Origin of the sequence: Lysobacter sp. Hz25 (assembly GCF_046097045.1) — a bacterium.
GTDB lineage: Bacteria > Pseudomonadota > Gammaproteobacteria > Xanthomonadales > Xanthomonadaceae > Lysobacter > Lysobacter antibioticus_B.
Genome location: NZ_CP175666.1, coordinates 2,252,491 through 2,274,044, shown reverse-complemented (window position 1 = coordinate 2,274,044; position 21,554 = coordinate 2,252,491). Strand labels below are relative to the sequence as shown.

The following is a 21,554-nucleotide window of genomic DNA, read 5'->3' as shown; positions in this document are numbered from 1 at the left end:
CCTCACGGCCGCAGCCGCATCGATACGCGACTCAGGCCGGCACCCGCACCGCGGGCTGCACCGACGGCGCCGCCTCGCAGACCTCCGCCGCGCACTTCAATACGAAGCGCTGCCGCGCCTCGTGGTAGCTGCGATCGGCTCCGAAGAAATTGCGGTACATGTGCGCGAGTTCTTCGGCACCGTAACTTTCCAGCGGCTTGCGGCGTTCGTCGGCGGCGCGGCGACGACGCTTGAGCGCCAAGGCCTTGCGACAACTCGCCGGATCGGCCGCGCGCTCGGCGCGCTGTTCGACATGGGCGACGAAATCGGCGGCGCTCGAACCGAACGCGGCGTCGATCAGGCCGATGCGCTCGGCACCGGCGGCGCCGATCGGACGCAGGCCCTCGGTCAGCTCCTGGGCCAAGGTGTCGCCGACCCGACGCGGCAACAGATAGGTCCAATACTCCGAACCGTATAGCCCGCCCATGCTCTTGTAGTGCGGATTCATCACCACGCCGCGCCGCGCCCACACCTGGTCCGCAGCCAAGGCCAGGATCACCCCGCCGGCGCCGGCATTGCCCTGCATCGCCGAGATCACCAGGTGGCTGTCGGTCAGCACGATCTCACGCACCAGCGCGTTCATCGCCAGGATGTTGCGCCACGACTCCAGCGCCGGATCGTTCGAGGCCTGAATGGTGTTGAGGTGGATGCCGTTCGACCACAGGTCGGCGCCGCCCATCAACACGATCGCCCGGGTCGGACGCTGCCGCGCCTGCAGGAAAGCGGTGCGTAACCGATCGCATTGCGCGGTCGACATCGCGCCGTTGTAGAAGTCGAAATGCAGGTAGCCGATGGCGCCGACTTCGCGATAACGGATCTGCCGGTAACCGTGGTCGCGCCGCCCGGCGACCGACATGGCCGGCCTCGATGCGCGCTCGATCACCCCCTGCATGCGCCGCTCGCCGAGCACCTGAGTCGCCGGCAGCTTGATCCCGTCCTTCTCGCGCAGGTGACTGAGCCAGACCGCGCCGTCGCCGGTGGCCACGCAGACCGCGCCTTCGCGCCATCCGAGCAGCTCGCCCGGACGGCCGCGCAAGGCGCGCTCGGGGTGGGCGCCGAACACTTGGCAACGCAGTCCGGCCAGTTCGGCGCGCGCGCCCGGATAGCTGTCGGCGCAGCGCACGCGCGCCAGCACCGACGCGGTGTCGAGCTGCCAGTCGATCGATCGTTCGGAGGGGCGCATCGAGGCGCGCAGGCGCCCGCGCACTTCGGCCCGGCCGTAGTCGAGCGGCTGCGGGCGATAGCCGCCCTCGGCGTAGCGCTCCACCGCCTGCAGCAAAGCACGGATCGCGGCATCGGTGACTTCGTGCCGGTACAGCTGGCTCTTGGACGCGCCGCGCATGGCGAAGCCGGCGCTGGCCCAGATGTCGCCGGCGTCCATCTCGGCCGCCGCCTGCAACACCGTCACCCCCCAGTCGTGTTCGCCGTCGAGGATCGCCCAGTCCAGCGACGACGGCCCACGGTCGCCGACGATGCCGGGGTGGACGATCAAACAGGTGTGGTGGGTCCAGATGTCGTCGGGAATCGCCGACTTGAGCATCGGCGCGACGATCAGCTGCGGCCGCTCGCGCGCGACCGCGGCACGCATCGTGTCGGCATCGGCGGCGACTTGCACGCTGACCTCATGGCCGAGATCGGTCAGCTCGACCCAGGCGCGTTGCGCAAGGCCGTTGTACGCGGTGCACAGGAACAGGATACGCAGCGCCATCGCACGCTCCATGTCACGACGAAGCGTCGAATTTGTGCCATCGCATGTTCATATTCCTGAGCGGCGATCACAAATTTCTGTTGCGCCGCAGCGGGATCGCGAATTCTCGACGGCCATCGCCGTTCCGGGAAGAACTGCGGAAAACGGGTGTTTTCATTGACCGTCGCGGCTGCCAGGCTGCGTTTTGCTACGGGCGACGACCGTCTGTTTTGACAGTTGCCCGGCACGCGCCGCGCCGATTCGGCATCCTCGCCGGGCGACGGCGGATCCGTTGCAAGCGCGGCGCCGGGGACGCAACGCCGCCTGTTCTCGTGGAGCGTCCAGGAACGGCCGCGATCGCGGCCTCATCGCCCATGACGGGCTCAAGGAGAGGACTGATGTTGAAGCGCACTACCACCAAATTGTTCGCCACCTGCGCGTTCTGTTTCGGCATGGCGTTTTCGTTGAGCGCCATCGGCTCCGGCGGTTGCCAGGGCTGTTGGGACGCTTGCCAGGCGGATTTCGATTACTGCATCGACGCCGGCTATCCCGCGGAAAACTGCCGGATCACCTGGCGCAGCTGCGGCATTTCCTGCGGTTGCGAGATCCCCTGAGCCGCTCTCGCGGCCGGCCGGCGCCAGCGCGCCTGCCGGCCGCATTCGATGCGCAAGATCGTGATGCATCGCAGCGAAGAGCGCCGCCGACGGAGCGGGCGCGGCGTTCGGAGTGTTCGCCAGGCGCGCGCCGAACGCTCCAACAGGCGACCGGAGCGGTGTTTAGCAACACCGATCACATCGGCAGGGCGGCCGGGCCATGGCGTCGGATCGCGACGGTGCTATAACTCCGAGCGTCCAGTGACGGACCAGGAGCAACAGTGACGTTGACGCCCTCCACCGGCTTATCTCCGCAGGCCGCATCGCCTCCGTTACACCGCTCCCGAAGCCCGGCACCCGCCCGGATCGCCGTACTGGCCGCTACCCGCATACCCCCATCGCCTGTCGGCGAACGCATCCGCCCTGCAGCGGCCGCGATCGCTGGCCTGCGCGATCACCCCATCACAGCCACCGCCGGTCCGCGCACGCTCCGGCTCTACGAGGACATGGAATGAACTTCAAATCGATCCTGACGACGATCCTGGTCGTGGCGCTGGCGCTCGGCCTCGGCGTCGGTGCCGGTTACCTGGTCCGCAACAGCGGCCTGCTCGGCAACGGCGGAGGCGGCGGTGCGGTGGTGACCCAGGGCGATTACTCGTCGGTCTACGCCAAGGCCGGCGGCGAGGTGGTGATGTACTCGTTGTCGACCTGCCCATTCTGCAAACAGGCGCGCGCCGTGCTCGAGAAACAGAACGTCAAGTTCGTCGAACGCATCATCGACCAGGACAAGGATGCCAAGGTCGAGGCCGACGGCCTGAAGATCAAGAGCGTGCCGACGTTGTACATCGGCGACCAGAGCCTGCAGGGTTACGACGAAGCCAAGCTGGTCGAACTGATCAATGCGCACGGCAAGGCGGCCAAGCCGGCGGCCTGAGCCCGGCGCGGTTGGACTTACCTCGCCGGCCCGGTCTCCACCGGCTTAGCCGGCGAGGACATGCAGACCGCAGGCGAACGCTGCGCCGAGCAGCGTCCCGCCGATCACTTCGGCCAAGGTGTGTCGCGCCAGTTTCAGGCGCGACCAGGCCAACAACGGCAGTAGCAACAGCCCAATAGTTGCCAGCGCCGGCCGCAGCGAAAACAGCGACACCCCGGCGAACGCCAGGCTCGCCATGTGCAGAGACAGTTTGATCCAGCGGTTGAGCAAGGCCGCTACGACCAGCATCGCCGCGACCGCGAGTATCCCCTGCCCCATCGGTGCCGCGCGTTCGCGCATCCACCACCAACAGATCGCCAGCACCGCGAGCAACACCGCATACAGCAGCGGCCGCTCGCTGGGATGCGAGGCATCCACGGTCGACCACCGCCCGCTCCGGCGACGCTGGACCACGAAAGCCCAACTCACCGACACCGCCACCGCGACCCCGCACACCGCCGACCAGAACGCCTGCGGCGCGAGCACCCGCACGCTGACCATCGTCAAGGCGATGAAGACCGCGAACGGATGCAGGACGATCGATACCCAGCGCGCGAACCCGCTCGGTTTGCCGAGTTCGCGCTCGCTGCCGCTCACGCCGCGTCCAAGGCCTCGGACAGGCGTTCGACCGCGATCACTTCCATCTCGCCGATACGGCCGCCGCGCGGGGCGTTGCCCTTGGCTACGATGGCGCGCTTGAAACCGTGGGTCGCGGCTTCCTTGAGGCGGTCTTCGCCGTTCGGTACCGGCCGGATCTCGCCGGACAGGCCGACTTCGCCGAAGGCGACGGTGTGCTCGGCCAAGGGCTGATCGCGCAGCGACGACAGCACCGCCAACAGCACCGGCAGATCGGCCGCGGTTTCCTGCACGCGGATGCCGCCGACCACGTTGACGAACACGTCCTGGTCGCCCACCGAGATGCCGCCGTGGCGATGCAGCACAGCGAGCAGCATCGCCAGACGGTTCTGCTCCATGCCGACCGCGACCCGGCGCGGGTTCGACAGCGGCGAGGAATCGACCAGTGCCTGCACCTCGACCAGCAACGGCCGGGTGCCTTCGCGCGTCACCATGACGCAGCTGCCCGGCTGCGGGCTGCGGCTGCCCGACAGGAAGATCGCCGAGGGATTCGGCACCTCGCGCAGACCCTTGTCGCTCATCGCGAACACGCCGAGCTCGTTGACCGCGCCGAAGCGGTTCTTGAATGCGCGCAGCACGCGGAAACGGCTGCCGCTCTCGCCTTCGAAATACAACACCGCATCGACCATGTGTTCGAGCACGCGCGGGCCGGCGATGCCGCCCTCCTTGGTGACATGGCCGACCAGGAACACCGCGGTGCCGGTTTCCTTGGCGTAGCGCACGAGCCGTGCCGCGCTTTCGCGGACCTGGCTGACCGATCCCGGCGCGGCGCCGAGTTGTTCGGTCCACAGGGTCTGCACCGAGTCGGCGACGATCAGCGCCGGCTTGGTCGCGGCGGCGTGTTCGAGAATGCGCTCCACGCCGGTCTCGGCCAACGCATGCACGCCGTCGAGCGGCAGGCCGAGGCGCGCGGCCCGGCCGGCGACTTGCGACAACGATTCTTCGCCGGTGACATACAAACCCGGCAGGGTCTGGGCCATGCGCGTGATCGCCTGCAGCAGCAGGGTCGACTTGCCGATGCCGGGGTCGCCGCCGACCAGCACGACCGCACCGTGCACCAGGCCGCCGCCGAGGACACGGTCGAACTCGCCGATGCCGGTGCTGACCCGCGACTCCTCGCTATGGCGCACGTCCTTCAACGCGGTCACCGCGGGCGCATCGACGCGTCCGGCCCAACTCGAACGGCGGCTGGCGGCCACTCCGCCGCCGCCCGCGCCGGCCTTGGCCGCCGGTTCGACGATGAATTCGCTAAGGGTGTTCCAGCCGCCGCATTCGCCGCACTGCCCCTGCCATTTGTTGTAGTCGGCGCCGCACTCCGAACAGACGTAGGCGGTGCGGGCGGCCTTGGCGGCGGACTTGCCGGGCGATTTGGACATATTCGACATGGGTGGGCGACTGGCAACGATGCGGCACGAAGCCGCACTGTAGCCGCTCGCAGTCGCATGCTGCGAGATTGGCCGCGCAACTCATTGATCCGCCGAGGCAAGCGACACGGCCCGCGGCTTCGCCGAGGATCGATGAACCGACAGAACCAAAGACGCGACGCGCCAAAGCGCCGGAGCCTCGCCGCCGCCCACCTGAATCGATCGAGCCAGCGGTCGCTTCGCCGAACGCCCCCGAAGGCCGCCCGCAAGCGGCCCCGCGGCGCCGAGAGCTCAGGCCGCGAAGGGCGGGTGGTGTTCGGGATAGATCGCGCGCAGATTCTGCTGCGGGATGGCCAGCAGGCCGCCGACGTCGTGCGAGGCGACGATGCTGTAGCCGCGCGCATCGATGTCCTTGGCGATCGTATGCCAGTCCAGCTTCGGCATCGCCATCGAAGTGTCGATGGTCCAACCGAAGCGCAAAGCGCCGAGGGCCTTCATTTCGTCCAGCGGCAACCAGCTATCGGCAGGTGCGACCACATAACCCTCGTCCTCACCCACCACGAATACGTCTACGCGCATTTTCATCAGTGCCTTTGCTGTTTGTGCTGCAAGCCGGCGCATGGTGTCGATCGGCCCGATAAAAAAAGGTGAAGAAGGAATTAGCGATTTGCAGAAGCGCCGCGGGTTGCTGATCTTGGATTCAAGTTCTATGCAAGTTGATGACAGAAACGCAGGACTCCGTGCTGCCCTGCAGCTTGACAAGACAAGGTCTCAGGCGTTGCGACGCAGCTCATCCAAACTGAACACCGGCGCCAGGACCAGGCACATTGCCCCGCCTACCGCCGCGTTCGGGCTTCGGGTTTAATAGCGGCGCGACCGTCGATCGATCGGTGCACAGCGAGTTCCGCTTGGCATCCGAACGCATGCCGGCCGCCATCCATCCGTCATGACTTCAGGCCCGTTTTCTCCGGGGCCGCTCTGGGGAGAGCACCCACGACACGCACGCATTCGGACCGACCGTGTTCCGTCTCGGTTCGCGCGTGCGTCATCGCCAAGGTGGCTGTCCGCCTCTATCGAAACGTCTCTACACAAGGAACCCGCCATGAGGCCCAAGCAACAGGAAGTTCGCAGGAATTGGCGTTGGAGCGCAGCGGCCTTGGCCCTGACCCTGACGATGGGATCGGCGGCACTGCTGTCGAGCAGCGCCGGCGCCGCTTCGGAGCCGCTGCCGCAAACGCTCGTTCACCGCCTGGCGGCCGATGCGCGCGAAGGCCGCGCGCAACTGCCGGACGGCCGCTGGCTGGTGCTTGAGCGTAGCGGCACCGCATTGGTCTTGATGGAGGACCGCGAAGGCGGCGCAACCCTGCGTCGCTGGCCGCTTTCCTCGCCGCGCCGCTGGGCCAGCCTGAGCCTGCTGCCGAGCGGACGCGTATTGATCTGGGGCGGCGTCGACGGCAAGGGTCATGTGCATCAAGGCGGTCTGTGGTTCGACACCGCATCGCGCAGCTTGAGCAGCAGCGGCCCGCTCAAGCTGTTGCCGCGTGCCGGCCATGCCGCGACCGTACTCAGCGACGGCCGCCTGCTGCTCACCGGCGGTTGGACCCCGGGCAGCGTCGGCATCGCCCAGGCCGAGCTGTGGGACGAACGCAGCGCTTCGGTATCGGTGCCGAAGGGGCTCTCGACTCCGTCGCGCATCGGCCATCGCAGCCGGATCGAGAACGACGGCCGGGTGCGCCTTTCCGGCGGCGTCGACGGCCAAGGCCGCCCTATCGCACAGGATCAACGCTACGACCCGGCCCGGCAGAGTTTCGAGGCCGCCGGCGTAGCTTCTGCCCAGGCCACCGACAACGGCCAGGCTCCCAAGTTGATGGCGGCTTTCCCGCAGGACCTGGCTCAGGGTGTTGCGCCGGACTCGCGACTGTCGCTGCGCTTCGACCAACCCTTGCGCGTGGCGGAATTGAACGCCGCCAGCGTCACCCTGCTCGGCCCGCGCGGTTTCGCCGCCGTCCAGGTCACTCCGGCCGAGGCCGGCCGCTTGCTGTTCGTGACGCCGCGGCAACCGATGCAACCCAACGCAGCGTATTCGCTGTTGGTCGACGGCGTGCACGCGCGCAACGGCAAATCCCTGGCGACGACGCTGATCGATTTCGAAACCGGGACTGCCGGCCCGCGCCCATCGCCGCAACCCGCAGCATCGGTCGCGACCGCACCGCGCATGGCGGCCGCTTCGACGACGGCATCGGTCAGCGGCACGCTCGCACCCGACGGCAACCCAGTGGACGTCGAGTCGCAGACGCCGGGGCAAGAGATCACCGTGCCGTTCACGATCTCGCAAACCGGCGACTACGGCCTGGGCGTCAGCGAGCTGAACTTGAGCGCAGGCACCTCGGCGACCGTGAAAGTCACCCGCAGCGGCAGCACCGTGGTCAGCACCAACTGCACGGCTCAATACGCGGGATGCGCGCTCAACCTGGCCAAACTCAGCACGGGCAGCTATGTATTGAGCGCGCGTCCGACGTCGGGTACCGCAACGATCAAGTTCAAGGCCACGCTGAGTCGCGACGCGGGAACGCTGCTTCAGCCCGGCGTCGCCTATCCGCTGAGCCTGAGCTATCGCGGCCAGAACGGCCGCCCGCTGTTCAACGGCAGCGCCAATCAGCAAGTCAGCCTGCGCATCGCCGGGCAAGCCACGCTGCCGGCCGGTCGCGACATCAGCTACGTCGTCTACAACCCGGCCGGCACGGCCATCAAGACCAGCGTGATTTCCGCGGCGACCGCCTCGATCAACCTCGTGCTGCCGAGCACCGGACGCTACGCCGTCCTGGTCGATCCGCTCTATGGCGAAACCGCGAATACTCAGATCACCCTGACCCAGGGCTTCAGCGACGTACTGGTCGCCGATGGCGATTCGGTGGATCTGGCCTCGCCGACCGAAGGCAAATCGGCTGCCGTCGATTTCTACGTCGCCGCGGGGACCAAGCTGGGCTTGGGCTTCAGCAACCTGGCCCTTACCGGTGCGCCAGCGGGCGACCCGGCGATCGCAGTGCTGACCAAGCCCGATGGCAGCCAAAGCACGCTGGGCAACTGTTTCGTCGCCAACGGCGGTTGCGACTTCAATCTCAGTGGCCTGGCGGCCGGCATGCACAACATCCGACTCGGCTCGTATTCGGCCACGGCCCGGATCTCGGCCACCGCGACCTTGAGCAACGACAAAACAGGTCCCGTGCCTTCGACCCCGACGCCGTTTGCGTTGGATCGCCGTGGCCAGAATGGGCGCCTGTGGTTCGATGCCAGCGCCGGGCAAACCGTGGCACTGGCATATTCGCAATTGCTCAGTGCCCCGGCCAACCGGGCGGTCGCGATCACCGTGTACCGGCCCGACGGAACCACCTTGAAAACCAGCAGCTCGCGCTCGCCGGCAGCCACCCTCAATCTGCCCAGCCTGTCGGCGACCGGACGCTATTCGGTGCTGATCGACACCGAACTCGGCGCCACCGTGTCGATGGACCTGTGGCTGGCGAACGGCGTCGATGAAAGCCTTGCGCTCGACGGCAGCAGCATCGACGCTGCGGCACAGAACGCCGGACAGAATTTCTACTTCCGCTTGTCGAACCCGCAGACCGGCAATATCGGCCTCGGCCTCAGCGAACTGTCGGCCCCGGACCCCGGGAATGGCCGCGTCAAGGTCAACGTCCTGTCCAGCGGCGGCGCCAGCGTGCATACGGAAGAGTGCAGCCTCTCGCTGGGCGGTTGCGACCTCAACCTGACGAATCTCGCAAGCGGCAACTACAGCATCGTCGTCGAACCGCTGGGCCAGCAGAAACTGAGCCTGCGCGCGACCGCCAGCACCCAGCTCACCGGGTCGTTGGTCGCGGAAACCCCGTTCGCCTTGGCTATCGCCCGCCCGGGTCAGGATGCCCTGCTTAGCTTCAACCTGACCCAGGCACAGGACGTCGCCTTGGGCGTCTACCAACACGCGACCCAGCCGGCCGGCCGCAGCGTCGCCTACAGCATCTACAAGCCCGATAGCAGCCTGATCCTGCACCGCTCGGTCAATGCCGACCAATCGCTCTTTCTGCCGGGTCTCGCCGCAGGCGCCTATACGATCAGAATCGACCCCACCGAAGGCGAAACCTCCAGCGCACAACTGATCCTGCACACGCCCAAGGCCGGTGTGTTGACGGTCGACGGCGATTCCTTGCCGATGTCCACCCAGGCCGCGGGCCAGGAAATCCATCTGAGTTTCGAAGCGCAACAAGGCGCCAACCTGGGCCTCGGCATTTCGGAATTGAGCGGTGCGACTTCGGCTGCGGCCTTGCTCAAGGCTTACCGACCGGATGGCACTCAACTGCATTCGCAGTCGTGCGCACCGCCGGGCTGCAGCATGAACTTCAAGAACCTGGATGCGGGCATCTACACGGTCAGGATTTCCGATAGCGCCCCACCGCCGCCGGCCCGCTCGCTGCTCGCGACACTGAGTTCAGACCTGGAAGGCAGCGTGGGCGCGAACGCCCCGACCACGATTTCCTTGAACCGCCCGGGCCTCAATGGCCGCTACCGTTTCAATGCGGTGGCGGGTCAAAACCTGGCACTGACGATCTCCAATGTCGCGACCGTACCGGCGTTCGGGGATGTCGATTACACCTTGTATCTGCCCGATGGCAGCCAGCGCACCGGCAGGTCGCAAAAGGGTTACACCTTCAACCTGGACGCGCTTGCGCTGACCGGCGAGTACATGCTGTTCGTCGATCCATCCAAGGCGATGCAGTTGAGCGGCAAGATCGAACTCGTGCTCGGAGAAAGCGGCCATATCCACGCCGATGGCGATCCGGTCAACTTCGCCACTCAGCTTCACGGTCAGTCCCTGTATTTCACCTTCGATGCAGCGCAGGGCGAGTACCTCGACCTGGGTTTGAGCGAGTTCCAGCTCGACGGCTCTTCGGGCGACTACAGGATCTTCGTGGTTCCGCTGGCCGACGGCCCCACGCGCGAGGGTTACTGCGTCATGCAAGGTCCCTGCAGCATGCGTCTGAAGGATCTCGCGGCCGGCCGTTATCTGGTCGCCCTGGAGCCGTACTGGCAGGACCCCGACCGCTACAGCCCCTTCAGCACCACCGCGACCCTCAGTCGCGAACTCTCCGGAACCTTGAGCCTCGACCAGCCGCAGACCGTGACGATTCCACGCCACGGCCAAGTCATGCGAATGACCCTGCCTGTGGTCGCGGGACAAAAGCTGCTGCTGAAAGTCGCCGGCCAATCGACTGCTCCCATGGGAAGCGTCGTCGGCTATGGCGTCCAGACGCCGACCGGCGGACCGGTGGTGTCGAGCGGCAACGCCAACGAGGCCGCGACCTTCCATCTGAACTACCTGACCGCCAGCGGCGACTACTTGGTGACGATCACCAATGGGCACGCGACGAGTGCGCAGATGCAGGTGGTGGTCGAGCAGGCACCGCAGTAAGGCGAGCGGTGCATTCGCAAGGAACCGCACAAAGCCCCGCTCCGGCGGGGCTTTGTTTTTTGCGCCGTCGAACGATGCCGTTGCGCAATTCGCGAGCCCTCAACGCTAGGCGATATAGCTCTTGACCTGATCCCGGGTGATGCGCAAAAAACGCGCGATGGCATCGAGGTGCTCGTTGTTCTCGCGCAGACGCGATTCCTTCGGCGCGACCACCACCGGCTCGAATTCGTTGAGCTTCTTGGCGTTCTGGACCACGTGATAACCCCACACCATGCCCTGGTCGAACACCTTGCCGCTGGGCATGTCGACCACGTAATTGGCGAACTTGGTGGTGGTGTCGCCCTCGAAGCGGCCATTGACGAAGCGGTTGTTGAACTCGCGCGGCGTATCGATCAGCCAGCATTCGGTCGGCGACAGATGGCGGGTCGGCTGACCGGCGTAGTACTGCGAATGCGCGCCTATGAAGACGCCGGGCTCGCTGTACAAGCAATTGCGCATCGGTTGCTGCCCCACAGTGGGGTCGCGCTTGTCGACGTTCCACTGACGGATCTGGGTATGCGGAAACACCGCCGTCTGCGGGAAGATCAGCTGGATCAGCCCGATCTCGCTGTTCTGCGGCGCAGCGCGTGCGAAACGCGCCTTGAAGTCGCCGCCGTACTGCAACGCAGCCCCGGGTGCGAACACGTTCTCGGGAGCAGCCAGATAGGGGTGCAACTGCAGATGGAATTTGCCGGTGTCGAAGTTCTGCTCGGGCCAGTAATTGCTCATGACGGTATTCCTCGTGTCGAAATGGCGAAATCTCCCCGCTCCGTCGCCGTCCCTGCGGTCCGCCCGCCAACGCCGCGCCGGCCGAGGGCCGTCATTACGAACGCGCTGATCCCGCCCCCGTGAAGGCCTTGATACCGCAGCCTTCAGGCCTGGTTTTGGCCGGTACTGAGACCGTCCTGGTACGGTCGATTGACCGCGCCGACCGTCGCCGCCTAGAATTGCCCTCTTCGCCGGAATAGCTCAGTTGGTAGAGCGGCGCATTCGTAATGCGTAGGTCGTAGGTTCGATTCCTATTTCCGGCACCAAGTAACCCCGAAGGCAAGCCAACCGCCCGGCCAACGATCCAACGGCCGGCAGCCTTCCGGAAGCACTTCAAAGCCCCGCCGAAAGCGGGGCTTTTTTTGTAACGCACGCTGCCAAATCAGGAAGTCGCCGCTCATTCCAGTCGTCTTCGACAGCACCCGATGCGTCCCAAACCGGGCTCTCCGTTGCTTGCAAGGTAAGGCAAGCCAACCGCCCGGCCAACGATCCAACGGCCGGCAGCCTTCCGGAAATACTTCAAAGCCCCGCCGAAAGCGGGGCTTTTTTGTGAAACATACGTGCCTGCTGCGTCCCTGGCTGGAAGCCGCGCATGCTGCACATTCCGCGGCGTCGTTATCATCCGCGCCATGCAACCCGTCCTCGCCGCGCTCGTCGATTCGTCGATCTTCATCCTGTTGTCCTGGGGCATCTGGCGCCTGTTGGGCCGCTCGATACCGCTGGCGGTGGTGCCGATCGCGATCGGCGTCGGGCTGGCGGCGATGGGCGGCCTGCCGGCACAGGTCGGCGTGCCCTCGGCCATCGGCGACCGGTTCAGCTGGGTCGGGGTGCTGGCGCTGGCCTTTACCGCCGGCCTGGAGACCCGCCACGGCGGAGATCCGGCCACGCCCTCGCCGGCGGCCGCGCGTGCGCTCGGCTCGTCCCTGCCCCGTTTCGTGCTCAGTGCCGCGCTGGCGCTGGCGCTGCCGTTCCTGGCCGGCACGGTCGCCGCCCACGCTTATTTCACCGGCCTGGCCGGCTGGGCGGCGCCACGGGGCCAGGACTGGCTCGGCGCGGTCGCGATCGGGCTTTGCGTCGCGGTCAGCGCCTTGCCGGTCCTGATCGGCATTGTGCGGGAACTCAAGGCCGAGCACCGCGCATTGACCCAGGTGGCGGTCGGCATCGCAGTCGTCGACGACGCGGTGCTGTGGGTCGGCCTGGCGGCGTTGCTGTTGATCGCCGACGGCGGTGCCGGTTTCGCCGGCTGGTCGGGGCTGGACGCGCTGGCGGTCGTGGTGCCGCTGGTTCTCGCCGCGGCCGCCGCGCTGGCCGAACGCAAGGCCTGGGTGCCACCGAAAACCGCGATCTGGCTCGCCATGCCGCTGTACCTCGGCGCCTGCTCATGGGCCAGTTCGCAACTGGGGCTGCACGCGCTGCTCGGGGCCTACTTCGGCGGCGCGATCATGGCGCCGAGCTGGATCCGGCGCTTGCCGGTCGAGCGGATCGGCCAGTTCGCCCTGGTCGGCCTGGCGCCGCTGTTCTTCGGCCACAGCGGCCTGGGCATCGACGGCGACGCGCTCGGCTGGAGTTCGCTGCAGGCCACCGTGGCCCTGCTGGCCCTGTCGATCGCAGCGAAGCTCGCGGCCTTGCTGATCTGCCCGCCGTCGGCGACGTTCTCACGCCGCGACGCGCTGGCGATCGGCGCGCTGCTGCAATGCAAAGGATTGATGGAGATCGTCGCGGCAACCGTGCTGCGCGACAAAGGCCTGCTGTCGGAACCCGCCTACGCCGCGTTGGTCATGCTGGCGGTGCTGTCGACCGTATTGACCGGCCCGCTGTTCCGTTCGATCGTGGGGCGTCGCAGCGCTGCTCCGGATGCCGATCGCGAATACGTCTGAGCGAGCGGCTGAAGCAAGCGCTCGAGCGACCGGGCCGAGCCCTCAACTCACCAATTGCAGGCGCAGTTCCTTGGGCAGGGCGAAGACCATGTTCTCGGGCTCGCCTTCCAGCTCGTTGACGCGCTCGGCGCCGAGTTCGCGCAGGCGTTCGATCACGCCGCGCACCAGCACCTCGGGAGCCGAAGCGCCAGCGGTGATGCCGATGTGCTTGCGGCCGCGCACCCAGTTCGGGTCGATCTCCACGGCGCCGTCGATCAAATGAGCCTCGACGCCCTCGCGCTCGGACAGCTCGCGCAGGCGGTTGGAGTTGGAGCTGTTCGGCGAGCCGACCACCAGCACCAGGTCGCAACGCGCGGCCAGCGCGCGCACGGCGTCCTGGCGGTTCTGGGTGGCGTAGCAGATGTCGTCGTGACGCGGGCCCTGAATCGCCGGGTACTTCGCACGCATGGCCTCGATGACCGCGCGGGTGTCGTCGACCGACAAGGTGGTCTGGGTGGTGTAGGCCAGGTTTTCGGGTTGCTCGACTTCGAGCGCGGCGACGTCGTCGATGTCCTCGACCAGATAGATCCGGCCGGAACCGGCTTCGCGCCGCCACTGGCCCATCGTGCCTTCGACTTCCGGATGGCCTTCGTGGCCGATCAGGATCACGTCGCGGCCGGCGCGGCAGTGGCGCGAGACTTCGAGGTGGACCTTGGTCACCAGCGGACAGGTCGCATCGAAGACCTTCAGGCCGCGGCGATCGGCTTCCTCGCGCACGGCCTTGGACACGCCGTGGGCGCTGAAGATCACCGTCGCGCCGTCGGGCACTTCGTCGAGTTCTTCGACGAAGACCGCGCCGCGGTGTTTGAGGTCGTCGACGACGAAGCGGTTGTGCACGACTTCGTGGCGCACGTAGATCGGCGCGCCGAGCGTCTCGATGGCGCGCTTGACGATCTCGATCGCGCGGTCGACGCCGGCGCAGAAGCCACGGGGGTTGGCGAGGATGACGTCCATGGGGGCATTGTACTCCTGGCGGTCAGGAGTGAGCGGAGAGGAGCGATCAGCGAGCGAAAAACCGGCGGTCCGGCTCGCTTTTCACCCCCGCTCGCTCACTTCTCGGCCTCGGGTTTGCTGAACAAGCCATAGATCGCGATCCCGATCGCGCCGGCGACGATGGCCGAGTCGGCGATGTTGAACGAGGGCCAGTGATAGTCGCGCCAGTACCACTGGATGAAGTCGACGACATGGCCGTGCAGCATGCGGTCGATCACATTGCCGATCGCCCCGCCGATCACCAGGGCGTACGGCAGCGCGGTCTTCCAGTCGCCGCGCGCCGCGCGCGACAACCAATACGCGAGCAGGCCGCTGATGCCGACGGCGAGAATCGCGAAGAAATACTTCTGCCAGCCGCCGGCGTCGCTGAGGAAGCTGAAGGCCGCACCGGTGTTGTAACTGCGGTACCAGTTCCAGAAACCGTCGATGACCGGCACCGCGGTGTACTCGGGCAAGGAACTCAGCACCCAGGCCTTGCTGAGCTGGTCGAGCACGATCACGACGATCGAGACGATCAGCCAGGGCAATGCGTTCTTGCGGGGGGTATCGGTCATAAGCCTTCGGTTCTACGGGATCGGTGCGAAACCGGTGGATTGAAGCGGCCGCGCGCGATGCCTCGCCGCGCGCGGCCGTGTTGCGGTCAGAACCAGTGGCGGTCCTCGCCCTCGCCCGCCACGTTGTCGACGCAGCGGCCGCAAAGCTCGGGATGCTCGGCGACGGCGCCGACGTCGGCGCGGTAATGCCAGCAGCGCACGCACTTGCTCTTGGCGGTCGGTACCGCGAGCACCGCGATGTCCTTGATGCCGTCGTCGGCGACCACTTCGACATCGCCGCTGATGAACAGGAAGCGCAGTTCCTCGGCCAGCGGCGCCAGCCAGTTCTGGTCGGACACGCCACAGCGCAGCGAGATCTCGGCCTCGAGCGCGGCGCCGATCTGGCCGGCGGCACGCATCGGTTCCAGGGTCTTGGCGACGCTGTCGCGCAGCGCGAGCAAGCGCTCGAACTCTTCGTTCGACAAGGCGGCGTCGGCCGGCAACAGGGCCAGGCCGTCGTACCAGGTGGTGAACAAGACGTTGTCTTCGCGTGCGCCGCGTTCGGTCTGTACCGGCAGGTGCCGCCACATCTCGTCGGCGGTGAACGCCAGGATCGGCGCGATCCAGCGCACGAAGGCTTCGGAGATGCGGTACATCGCGCTCTGCGCCGAACGGCGGCCGCGCGAATCCTCCTGCATCGTGTACAGGCGATCCTTGGTCACGTCGAGGTACAACGAGCCCAGGTCGACGCTGCAGAAGTTCGATAGCAGCTGCACGATCTCGGCAAAGTCGTAGCGCTCATAAGCCGAGGCGATGCGGTCCTGCAGTTCGGCGGCGCGATGCACGATCCAGCGATCCAGAGCGACCATGTCGGCCAACCCGACCAGATGCTGACCGGGGTCGAAGCCGGCCAGGTTGCCGAGCAGGAAGCGCGCGGTATTGCGGATGCGCCGGTAGACGTCGCCGTTCTGCTTGAGGATGGCGTCGGATACCGTCATCTCGTTGCGGAAATCGGTCGAGGCCACCCACAGGCGCAACACGTCGGCGCCCATCGCGTCGGTGACCTTTTCAGGCGCGAGCGCGTTCTGCATCGACTTCGACATCTTCTTGCCTTCGGCGTCGACGGTGAAACCGTGCGTCAACACCTGCCGGTACGGCGCCGCCGCGTCCATCGCCACGCCGCTGAGCAGCGCGCTGTGGAACCAGCCGCGGTGCTGGTCGGAACCTTCCAGATACAGATCGGCCGGCTTGCGCAGCCCGTCCTGCGGCCGTTGTGCGAGCACGCATTCGTGGCTGGTGCCGGAGTCGAACCAGACGTCGAGAATGTCGTTGACCTTCTCGTAGCCCTCGGCCTCGTCGCCGAGCAGTTCTTCGGCGGTCATCGAATACCAGGCGTCGACGCCTTCGCGCTCGACCCGGTCGGCGACCTGATGCATCACCTCGACCGTACGCGGATGCGGCTCGCCGGTTTCGCGGCTGAAGAACAGCGCGATCGGCACGCCCCAGTAACGCTGGCGCGAGATGGTCCAGTCCGGACGCGCCTCGATCATGTTGTAGATGCGCGCCTCGCCCCAGCCCGGCACCCAGGACACGCCGCCGATCGCGGCCAGCGCATCGCGGCGCAGGCCGGCCTGCTCCATCGAGATGAACCACTGCGGCGTGGCGCGGAACACCACCGGCGTCTTGTGACGCCAGCAATGCGGATAGCTGTGCTTGAGACGGCCGGTCGCGAGCAAGGCGCCGCGCTCGCGCAGCACCTCCAGCAGGAGCGCGTCGATCTTGAAGATGTGCTGCCCGGCCAATTCGTGCGCGCCCGCCGGCGGCGTCGACGGCAGGTAACGGCCGCGCGCGTCGACCGGATTGATCTGCGCGGCGCTGTAGCGCTCGATCAGGCCGTACTTCAGCGAAACCGCGTAGTCCTCCTGGCCGTGGCCGGGCGCGGTGTGCACCGCACCGGTACCGGCCTCGACGGTGACGTGGTCGCCGAGCAACACCGGGATTTCGCGGTCGTTGTAGAACGGGTGCTGCAAACGCAGACCTTCGAAGGCCTCGCCCTTGTGCGAGGACCAGTCGCGGCTTTCCACGCTATGCCCTTGCTTGAGCGCATCGGCGGCGGTGATCGCGGCGAGCACGCCGCCGATCAGTTCGCTGGCGACCAACAGGTATTCCGGGCGCTGGCCCGGCTCCTTGAACAGCGATGCTTCGCTGGGCTCGACCCGCACCAGCGAATACTCGACCTGCGGCCCCATCGACACCGCCAGGCTGGCCGGCAGCGTCCACGGCGTGGTCGTCCAGATCGGCACCGACAGCGGCGCGCCGTCGTCCTCGATGCCGAAGGTGTCGAACACCTTCTTGCGCTCGATCACCGGATAACGCACGTAGATCTGGGTCGATTCCTTGTCCTGGTACTCGATCTCGGCCTCGGCCAGGGCCGAGCCGCAGTCGAAGCACCAGTGCACCGGCTTGGAGCCGCGCACCAGATGACCGCGCTCGACGATCTTGGCGAGCGAACGGATGATGTCCGCCTCGTAGCGGAAATCCATGGTGCGGTAGGGGTTGTCCCAATCGCCGATCACGCCCAGGCGCTTGAAGCCGCGGCGTTGCAGATCGATCTGGGTGGCGGCGTACTCGCGGCACTTGGCGCGGAATTCCGCGGCGTCGAGCTTGTCGCCGACCTTGCCGAATTCCTTCTCGACCTTGTGCTCGATCGGCAGGCCGTGGCAGTCCCAGCCCGGCACGTAGGGCGCGTCGAAGCCGGACAGCAGCTTGGACTTCACCACCACGTCCTTGAGCACCTTGTTGACCGCGTGACCGATGTGGATCTCGCCGTTCGCATAAGGCGGGCCGTCGTGCAGCACGAAGCTGCGCTCGCGGTCCTTCACCTTCTCGCGAATTCGCCCGTACAAGCCTTCGCTTTCCCAGCGCGCCAGGGTTTCCGGTTCGCGCTTGGGCAGGTCGCCGCGCATCGGAAAATCGGTCGCCGGCAGCAACAAGGTGCTCTTGTAGGGATTGGCGGGAGCGGATTGGCTCGGGTCTTTGGCGGTCACAGCAGCTCTCATGCAGGTGTTTGGGTCGCTGCCGCAAGCGGAGCCGGCAACGGCGCGGCGGCGCGTTGCGAGTCCAGTCGCAGCAGACCGCGCGCCTGTTCGGCATCGCGGTGCATTTGCTCGGTCAGCGCCGGCAAGTCGGGGAATTTCAATTCGGGACGCAGGTGGGCGACGAATTCGACCTCGATGCGTCGACCGTACAGGTCGCCGTCGAAGTCGAACAGATGCGCTTCGAGCAAGGGCTCGACCCCGGCGACGGTCGGCCGCGTGCCCAGGCTGGACACCGACGGCCAGGGGCGGTCGCCGACACCGTGGACCCAGGTCGCATAGATCCCCGACAAAGCCGGGGTCTTGCCGCCGAAGCGCAGGTTGGCGGTCGGAAAGCCAAGCGTGCGGCCGAGTTGCTGACCGCGCACGACGTGGCCGCCGATCGCATAGCGGCGCCCGAGCCAGCGCGCGGCGGTAGCGAAATCGCCGGCCAACAACGCCTCGCGGATGCGCGTGCTGGACACGCGCTCGCCGTCCAGCAATACCGGTTCGATCTCGTGCGCGCTGAAGCCCCGGCCCTCGGCCCTGCCCTCTTCGCCCATGCGCCGCAGCAGGGCGATATCGCCGCCGCGGGCCTTGCCGAAACGGAACTCCGGGCCGACCCAGACCTCGCGCGCGGACAGGCGCTGGACCAGCACGCGGCGCACGAACTCCTCGGCGCTCAAGGCGCTGAGACGGCCGTTGAAACGCAACAGGCCGACCTGGTCGGCCTCCAGCGCCAGCAGGCCTTCGGCCTTGGCGCGCGGCAACAACAGACGCGGCGGCGGCGCGGCCGGAGCGAAGAACTCGCGTGGCAGCGGCTCGAAACTCAGCGCGACTGCCTCCACGCCCAGGGCGCGCGCACGCGAAACCGTGTGGCGCACCAACGCCCGATGCCCGAGATGCAGGCCATCGAAGGCGCCGATGCAGACCACACTGCCGTGCGGGCACCGCGGCCCGCCCTCGACGTCACGAAACAGCCTGCTCATTAGTGTCCGGCGTGGGGACCCGGACGAACCGGGACATTGCGTGAAGGATGAATCAGGAAGTATAGCCGCCACCCGCCGCTCTCAACGGGGCCGCTGAACGCGGCCGCCATCTCAATGGGGCCGAGGCGGCGGTCGACTCACGATGCCGGCCATGGCGCGAAGCGTTCAATGGCCGCGCAGATCGCGCATGCGGATGCCCTGCAGCCACAGCGCGGCGCCGTAGAACGCCCCGCCGGCACCGACCACGACCGCGAGCTTCCAGGCGCGCTCCCACCACGGCCAACCGGTCCAGCCGGTCCAGAACCACAACAGCCCCAGCACCACGACCGTCATGGCCACGCTGGCGACCGCGATCTGGCGCAGGAAGCGGCCCCAGCCCGGCTGACGCGCATAGACCTTCGAGCGGCGCAGGTACCAGGCCAGTTGCAGGGCGTTGACCCAGCCGGCGATGGCGATGGCCAGGGCCAGGCAGGCATGCGCGCCGGGCACTTCGCCGAGCGCCCGGCGCAGGTCGCCGCCGCTGCTGTGCAGGGCGGCGCGGCCGGCTTCGGTCAGGTACAGCACCGCCAGCAACAGGCCCGCGGTCGAGACCAGGTTGACGATCACCGACACCACCGCTGACTTGACCGGGGTCTTGGTGTCCTGGCGCGAGTAGAACGCCGGCGCCAGCACCTTCACCAGCAGGAAGGCCGGCACCGCGATCGACTGCGCCATCAGGCTCAGGCGGATCATCGCGGTGTCGTGGGCGGTCAGGCGGCCGTACTGGAACAGCGACGCGACCAGGGGCTCGGCGCACAAGACCAGCCCGAGGCAGGCCGGCACGCCGATCAGCAGGCACAGGCGGAAGCCCCAATCCAGGCCCTTCGAGAAGCCCTGCGGGTCGGTCGCGGCATGGCGTTTGGACAAATGCGGCAGGATCACCGTGCCGATGGCGACGCCGAACATGCCCAGCGGGAATTCGAGCAGGCGGTCGGTCAGGTACAGCCAGGTCACGCTGCCGGCGATCAGGAACGAGGCCATCGCGGTGTTCAACAACAGGTTGACCTGGGCCACCGACGAGCCGAACAGGGTCGGCACCATCAACCGCATGATCTTGCGCACGCCCTCGTGCGCCCCGCCCCAGCGCGGCCGCGGCAGCAGCCCCAGCTTGGCCAGCGCCGGCAACTGGAAGCCCAGCTGCAGCACGCCGGCGAGCAACACGCCCCAGGCCAGGGCCAGCACCGGGTTCAGGCCCATCGGGCTGAACACCCGCTCGGCGCAGACCGCCGCGGCAATCATCGACACGTTCAGCAACACCGGCGACAAGGCCGGGATGGCGAACTTCTCGTAGCTGTTCAGCACCCCGCCGACCAGCGAGGCCAGGGAGATGAACAAGGCGTACGGGAAGGTGATCTGCAGCATCTGGGTCGCCATCCGGTACTGCTCGCTGCCGGGCTCGAAACCCGGGGCGAACAGCGCCATGACCCAGGGCGCGGCGAAGATCACCACCGCGGTCAGGACCAGCAGGAAGGCGCTGAGGGTGCCGCTGACCCGGTCGATCAGCTCCTTGACCGCGGCCTGGTCGTGCTTTTGCTTGTACTCGGCCAGGACCGGCACGAAGGCCATCGAAAACGAGCCCTCGGCCGACAGCCGGCGCATGAAATTCGGGATCCGGAAGGCCACGAAGAACGCGTCCATGGCCGGGCTGGCCCCGAACACCACCGCATAGACCTGGTCCCGGATCAGGCCGGAAACCCGCGAAATGAAGGTCATCGCGCTGAAAATGGCCGAAGAACGCAGCAAGCCGCTACCCTTGCTCATCGCCCCGCCCTCTTCCAGTTGACGCAACCCACTGAATCGCCCATACTTTTGGGTCTGATTTTCCGTAACTGCATTTCACCGCCCAGTTTCATTAACGCTTTTCACCAAATATTCCAGGAATCCACTCGTGGCAAACATCAAGTCCGCCAAGAAGCGCGCCAAGCAGACTGTCGTGCGTAACGCCCGTAACGCCAGCCAGCGTTCGATGCTGCGTACCGCCGTCAAGAAGGTGCTGAAGGCCCTCGGCGAGAACGACGCCGCCAGTGCCAAGTCCGCGTTCGACGTCGCTCAGCCGATCCTCGACCGTTTCAGTGCCCGTGGCCTGATTCACAAGAACAAAGCTGCCCGTCACAAGAGCCGCCTGTCGGCCCGCATCAAGGCACTGGCAGCCGCCTGATACGTCGCTCGCGACGTGACGCAAAAGCCCGGCTTCGGCCGGGCTTTTTCGTTTTGCGGCCGATGCCGCGACGGACATGTCGGCGGAACCTGCGGCGGAGTTCTTCGCGCTGTGCACCGCACGCATCATCGGCGCCATCGGTGAAGCGAATTTGAAGTCGCGCATGCGCACGGCGACATCCGCGCTCGAACGCGCCGGACTCAGTGCCCGCGCAACACCGAACGCCCCGCCCACGGCAAGGCCGCGACGCATCGCGCGCCGCAGCCTGGATTGATTCGGGTTCCGGCGAGCC

16 protein-coding genes and 1 tRNA gene are annotated in these 21,554 nt (G+C 66.9%); 7 read left to right on the top strand and 10 right to left on the bottom strand.

From position 1 onward, the window contains the following. Window positions 1–31 precede the first annotated feature (31 nt). A complete protein-coding gene (locus ACKN61_RS09670; RefSeq protein ID WP_408953292.1) occupies window positions 32–1,747 on the bottom strand; it encodes a hydrogenase maturation protein in 1,716 nt (571 codons plus the stop codon). Between the two features lie 44 nt (window positions 1,748–1,791). Here ACKN61_RS09670 and ACKN61_RS09665 point away from each other — a divergent pair, with 44 nt between their 5' ends. Next, window positions 1,792–2,340, top strand: coding sequence for a hypothetical protein (locus tag ACKN61_RS09665; protein ID WP_408953291.1), 549 nt, complete (start codon window positions 1,792–1,794; stop codon window positions 2,338–2,340). A 490-nt stretch (window positions 2,341–2,830) separates the two neighbouring features. Next, window positions 2,831–3,253, top strand: a complete 423-nt coding sequence (locus ACKN61_RS09660) for a glutaredoxin family protein (RefSeq protein WP_408953290.1) — start codon at window positions 2,831–2,833, stop codon at window positions 3,251–3,253. A 45-nt stretch (window positions 3,254–3,298) separates the two neighbouring features. On the opposite strand, the gene ACKN61_RS09655 is transcribed toward ACKN61_RS09660, so the two are convergent. The 3 genes from ACKN61_RS09655 to ACKN61_RS09645 form a co-directional block, all read right to left on the bottom strand. Then, window positions 3,299–3,889: a hypothetical protein gene (locus ACKN61_RS09655; RefSeq protein ID WP_408953289.1), complete on the bottom strand. Its 591-nt coding sequence runs from the start codon at window positions 3,887–3,889 to the stop codon at window positions 3,299–3,301. Beyond that, entirely contained in the window at window positions 3,886–5,304 is a 1,419-nt protein-coding gene (gene radA / locus ACKN61_RS09650; RefSeq protein ID WP_057971132.1) for a DNA repair protein RadA, read from the bottom strand. Before radA ends, ACKN61_RS09655 begins: the two co-directional genes overlap by 4 nt. A 279-nt stretch (window positions 5,305–5,583) precedes the next feature. Next, entirely contained in the window at window positions 5,584–5,877 is a 294-nt protein-coding gene (locus tag ACKN61_RS09645; protein WP_144436382.1) for a hypothetical protein, read from the bottom strand. Between the two features lie 517 nt (window positions 5,878–6,394). Between ACKN61_RS09645 and ACKN61_RS09640 the strand changes: the two genes are divergently transcribed. Then, window positions 6,395–10,753, top strand: a complete 4,359-nt coding sequence (locus ACKN61_RS09640) for an Ig-like domain-containing protein (RefSeq protein ID WP_408953288.1) — start codon at window positions 6,395–6,397, stop codon at window positions 10,751–10,753. A 105-nt stretch (window positions 10,754–10,858) separates the two neighbouring features. Here ACKN61_RS09640 and ACKN61_RS09635 read toward each other — a convergent pair whose 3' ends face one another. Then, on the bottom strand, window positions 10,859–11,521 hold the full coding sequence (locus ACKN61_RS09635) for a hypothetical protein (RefSeq protein ID WP_408953287.1): 663 nt from the start codon (window positions 11,519–11,521) through the stop codon (window positions 10,859–10,861). 229 nt (window positions 11,522–11,750) lie between these two features. On the opposite strand from ACKN61_RS09635, the gene ACKN61_RS09630 reads away from it, so the two are divergent. Both ACKN61_RS09630 and ACKN61_RS09625 read left to right on the top strand, forming a co-directional pair. Next, window positions 11,751–11,826 (top strand) — tRNA-Thr (locus ACKN61_RS09630). Window positions 11,827–12,189: 363 nt separating this feature from the next. Further along, window positions 12,190–13,437, top strand: a complete 1,248-nt coding sequence (locus tag ACKN61_RS09625; protein WP_408953286.1) for a cation:proton antiporter — start codon at window positions 12,190–12,192, stop codon at window positions 13,435–13,437. A 42-nt stretch (window positions 13,438–13,479) separates the two neighbouring features. On the opposite strand, the gene ispH is transcribed toward ACKN61_RS09625, so the two are convergent. The 5 genes from ispH to murJ all read right to left on the bottom strand — a co-directional run bounded on the left by ispH (window position 13,480) and on the right by murJ (window position 20,865). Continuing rightward, on the bottom strand, window positions 13,480–14,430 hold the full coding sequence (ispH, locus tag ACKN61_RS09620) for a 4-hydroxy-3-methylbut-2-enyl diphosphate reductase (RefSeq protein ID WP_408953285.1): 951 nt from the start codon (window positions 14,428–14,430) through the stop codon (window positions 13,480–13,482). 95 nt (window positions 14,431–14,525) lie between these two features. Further along, a complete protein-coding gene (gene lspA, locus ACKN61_RS09615; RefSeq protein WP_408953284.1) occupies window positions 14,526–15,023 on the bottom strand; it encodes a signal peptidase II in 498 nt (165 codons plus the stop codon). Window positions 15,024–15,109: 86 nt separating this feature from the next. Next, entirely contained in the window at window positions 15,110–17,968 is a 2,859-nt protein-coding gene (gene ileS / locus ACKN61_RS09610) for an isoleucine--tRNA ligase (RefSeq protein WP_408953786.1), read from the bottom strand. An 89-nt stretch (window positions 17,969–18,057) separates the two neighbouring features. Beyond that, window positions 18,058–19,065: a bifunctional riboflavin kinase/FAD synthetase gene (locus ACKN61_RS09605; RefSeq protein ID WP_408953283.1), complete on the bottom strand. Its 1,008-nt coding sequence runs from the start codon at window positions 19,063–19,065 to the stop codon at window positions 18,058–18,060. Between the two features lie 165 nt (window positions 19,066–19,230). Further along, window positions 19,231–20,865, bottom strand: coding sequence for a murein biosynthesis integral membrane protein MurJ (gene murJ, locus ACKN61_RS09600; protein ID WP_408953282.1), 1,635 nt, complete (start codon window positions 20,863–20,865; stop codon window positions 19,231–19,233). 127 nt (window positions 20,866–20,992) lie between these two features. Here murJ and rpsT point away from each other — a divergent pair, with 127 nt between their 5' ends. Further along, on the top strand, window positions 20,993–21,262 hold the full coding sequence (gene rpsT / locus ACKN61_RS09595) for a 30S ribosomal protein S20 (protein WP_031371909.1): 270 nt from the start codon (window positions 20,993–20,995) through the stop codon (window positions 21,260–21,262). Between the two features lie 76 nt (window positions 21,263–21,338). After that, window positions 21,339–21,536, top strand: a complete 198-nt coding sequence (locus ACKN61_RS09590; protein WP_408953281.1) for a hypothetical protein — start codon at window positions 21,339–21,341, stop codon at window positions 21,534–21,536. The last annotated feature ends 18 nt before the right edge of the window (window positions 21,537–21,554 follow it).

Coding starts and splice junctions, on each gene's coding strand:
- ACKN61_RS09645 (WP_144436382.1), bottom strand. CDS start 5,877: ATGAAAATGCGCGTAGACGTATTCGTGGTGGGTGAGGACGAGGGTTAT.
- ACKN61_RS09660 (WP_408953290.1), top strand. CDS start 2,831: ATGAACTTCAAATCGATCCTGACGACGATCCTGGTCGTGGCGCTGGCG.
- ACKN61_RS09635 (WP_408953287.1), bottom strand. CDS start 11,521: ATGAGCAATTACTGGCCCGAGCAGAACTTCGACACCGGCAAATTCCAT.
- ACKN61_RS09640 (WP_408953288.1), top strand. CDS start 6,395: ATGAGGCCCAAGCAACAGGAAGTTCGCAGGAATTGGCGTTGGAGCGCA.
- lspA (WP_408953284.1), bottom strand. CDS start 15,023: ATGACCGATACCCCCCGCAAGAACGCATTGCCCTGGCTGATCGTCTCG.
- murJ (WP_408953282.1), bottom strand. CDS start 20,865: ATGAGCAAGGGTAGCGGCTTGCTGCGTTCTTCGGCCATTTTCAGCGCG.
- ACKN61_RS09665 (WP_408953291.1), top strand. CDS start 1,792: ATGTTCATATTCCTGAGCGGCGATCACAAATTTCTGTTGCGCCGCAGC.
- radA (WP_057971132.1), bottom strand. CDS start 5,304: ATGTCCAAATCGCCCGGCAAGTCCGCCGCCAAGGCCGCCCGCACCGCC.
- ACKN61_RS09625 (WP_408953286.1), top strand. CDS start 12,190: ATGCAACCCGTCCTCGCCGCGCTCGTCGATTCGTCGATCTTCATCCTG.
- ispH (WP_408953285.1), bottom strand. CDS start 14,430: ATGGACGTCATCCTCGCCAACCCCCGTGGCTTCTGCGCCGGCGTCGAC.
- ACKN61_RS09590 (WP_408953281.1), top strand. CDS start 21,339: ATGTCGGCGGAACCTGCGGCGGAGTTCTTCGCGCTGTGCACCGCACGC.
- ileS (WP_408953786.1), bottom strand. CDS start 17,968: ATGCGCGGCGACCTGCCCAAGCGCGAACCGGAAACCCTGGCGCGCTGG.
- ACKN61_RS09605 (WP_408953283.1), bottom strand. CDS start 19,065: ATGAGCAGGCTGTTTCGTGACGTCGAGGGCGGGCCGCGGTGCCCGCAC.
- ACKN61_RS09670 (WP_408953292.1), bottom strand. CDS start 1,747: ATGGCGCTGCGTATCCTGTTCCTGTGCACCGCGTACAACGGCCTTGCG.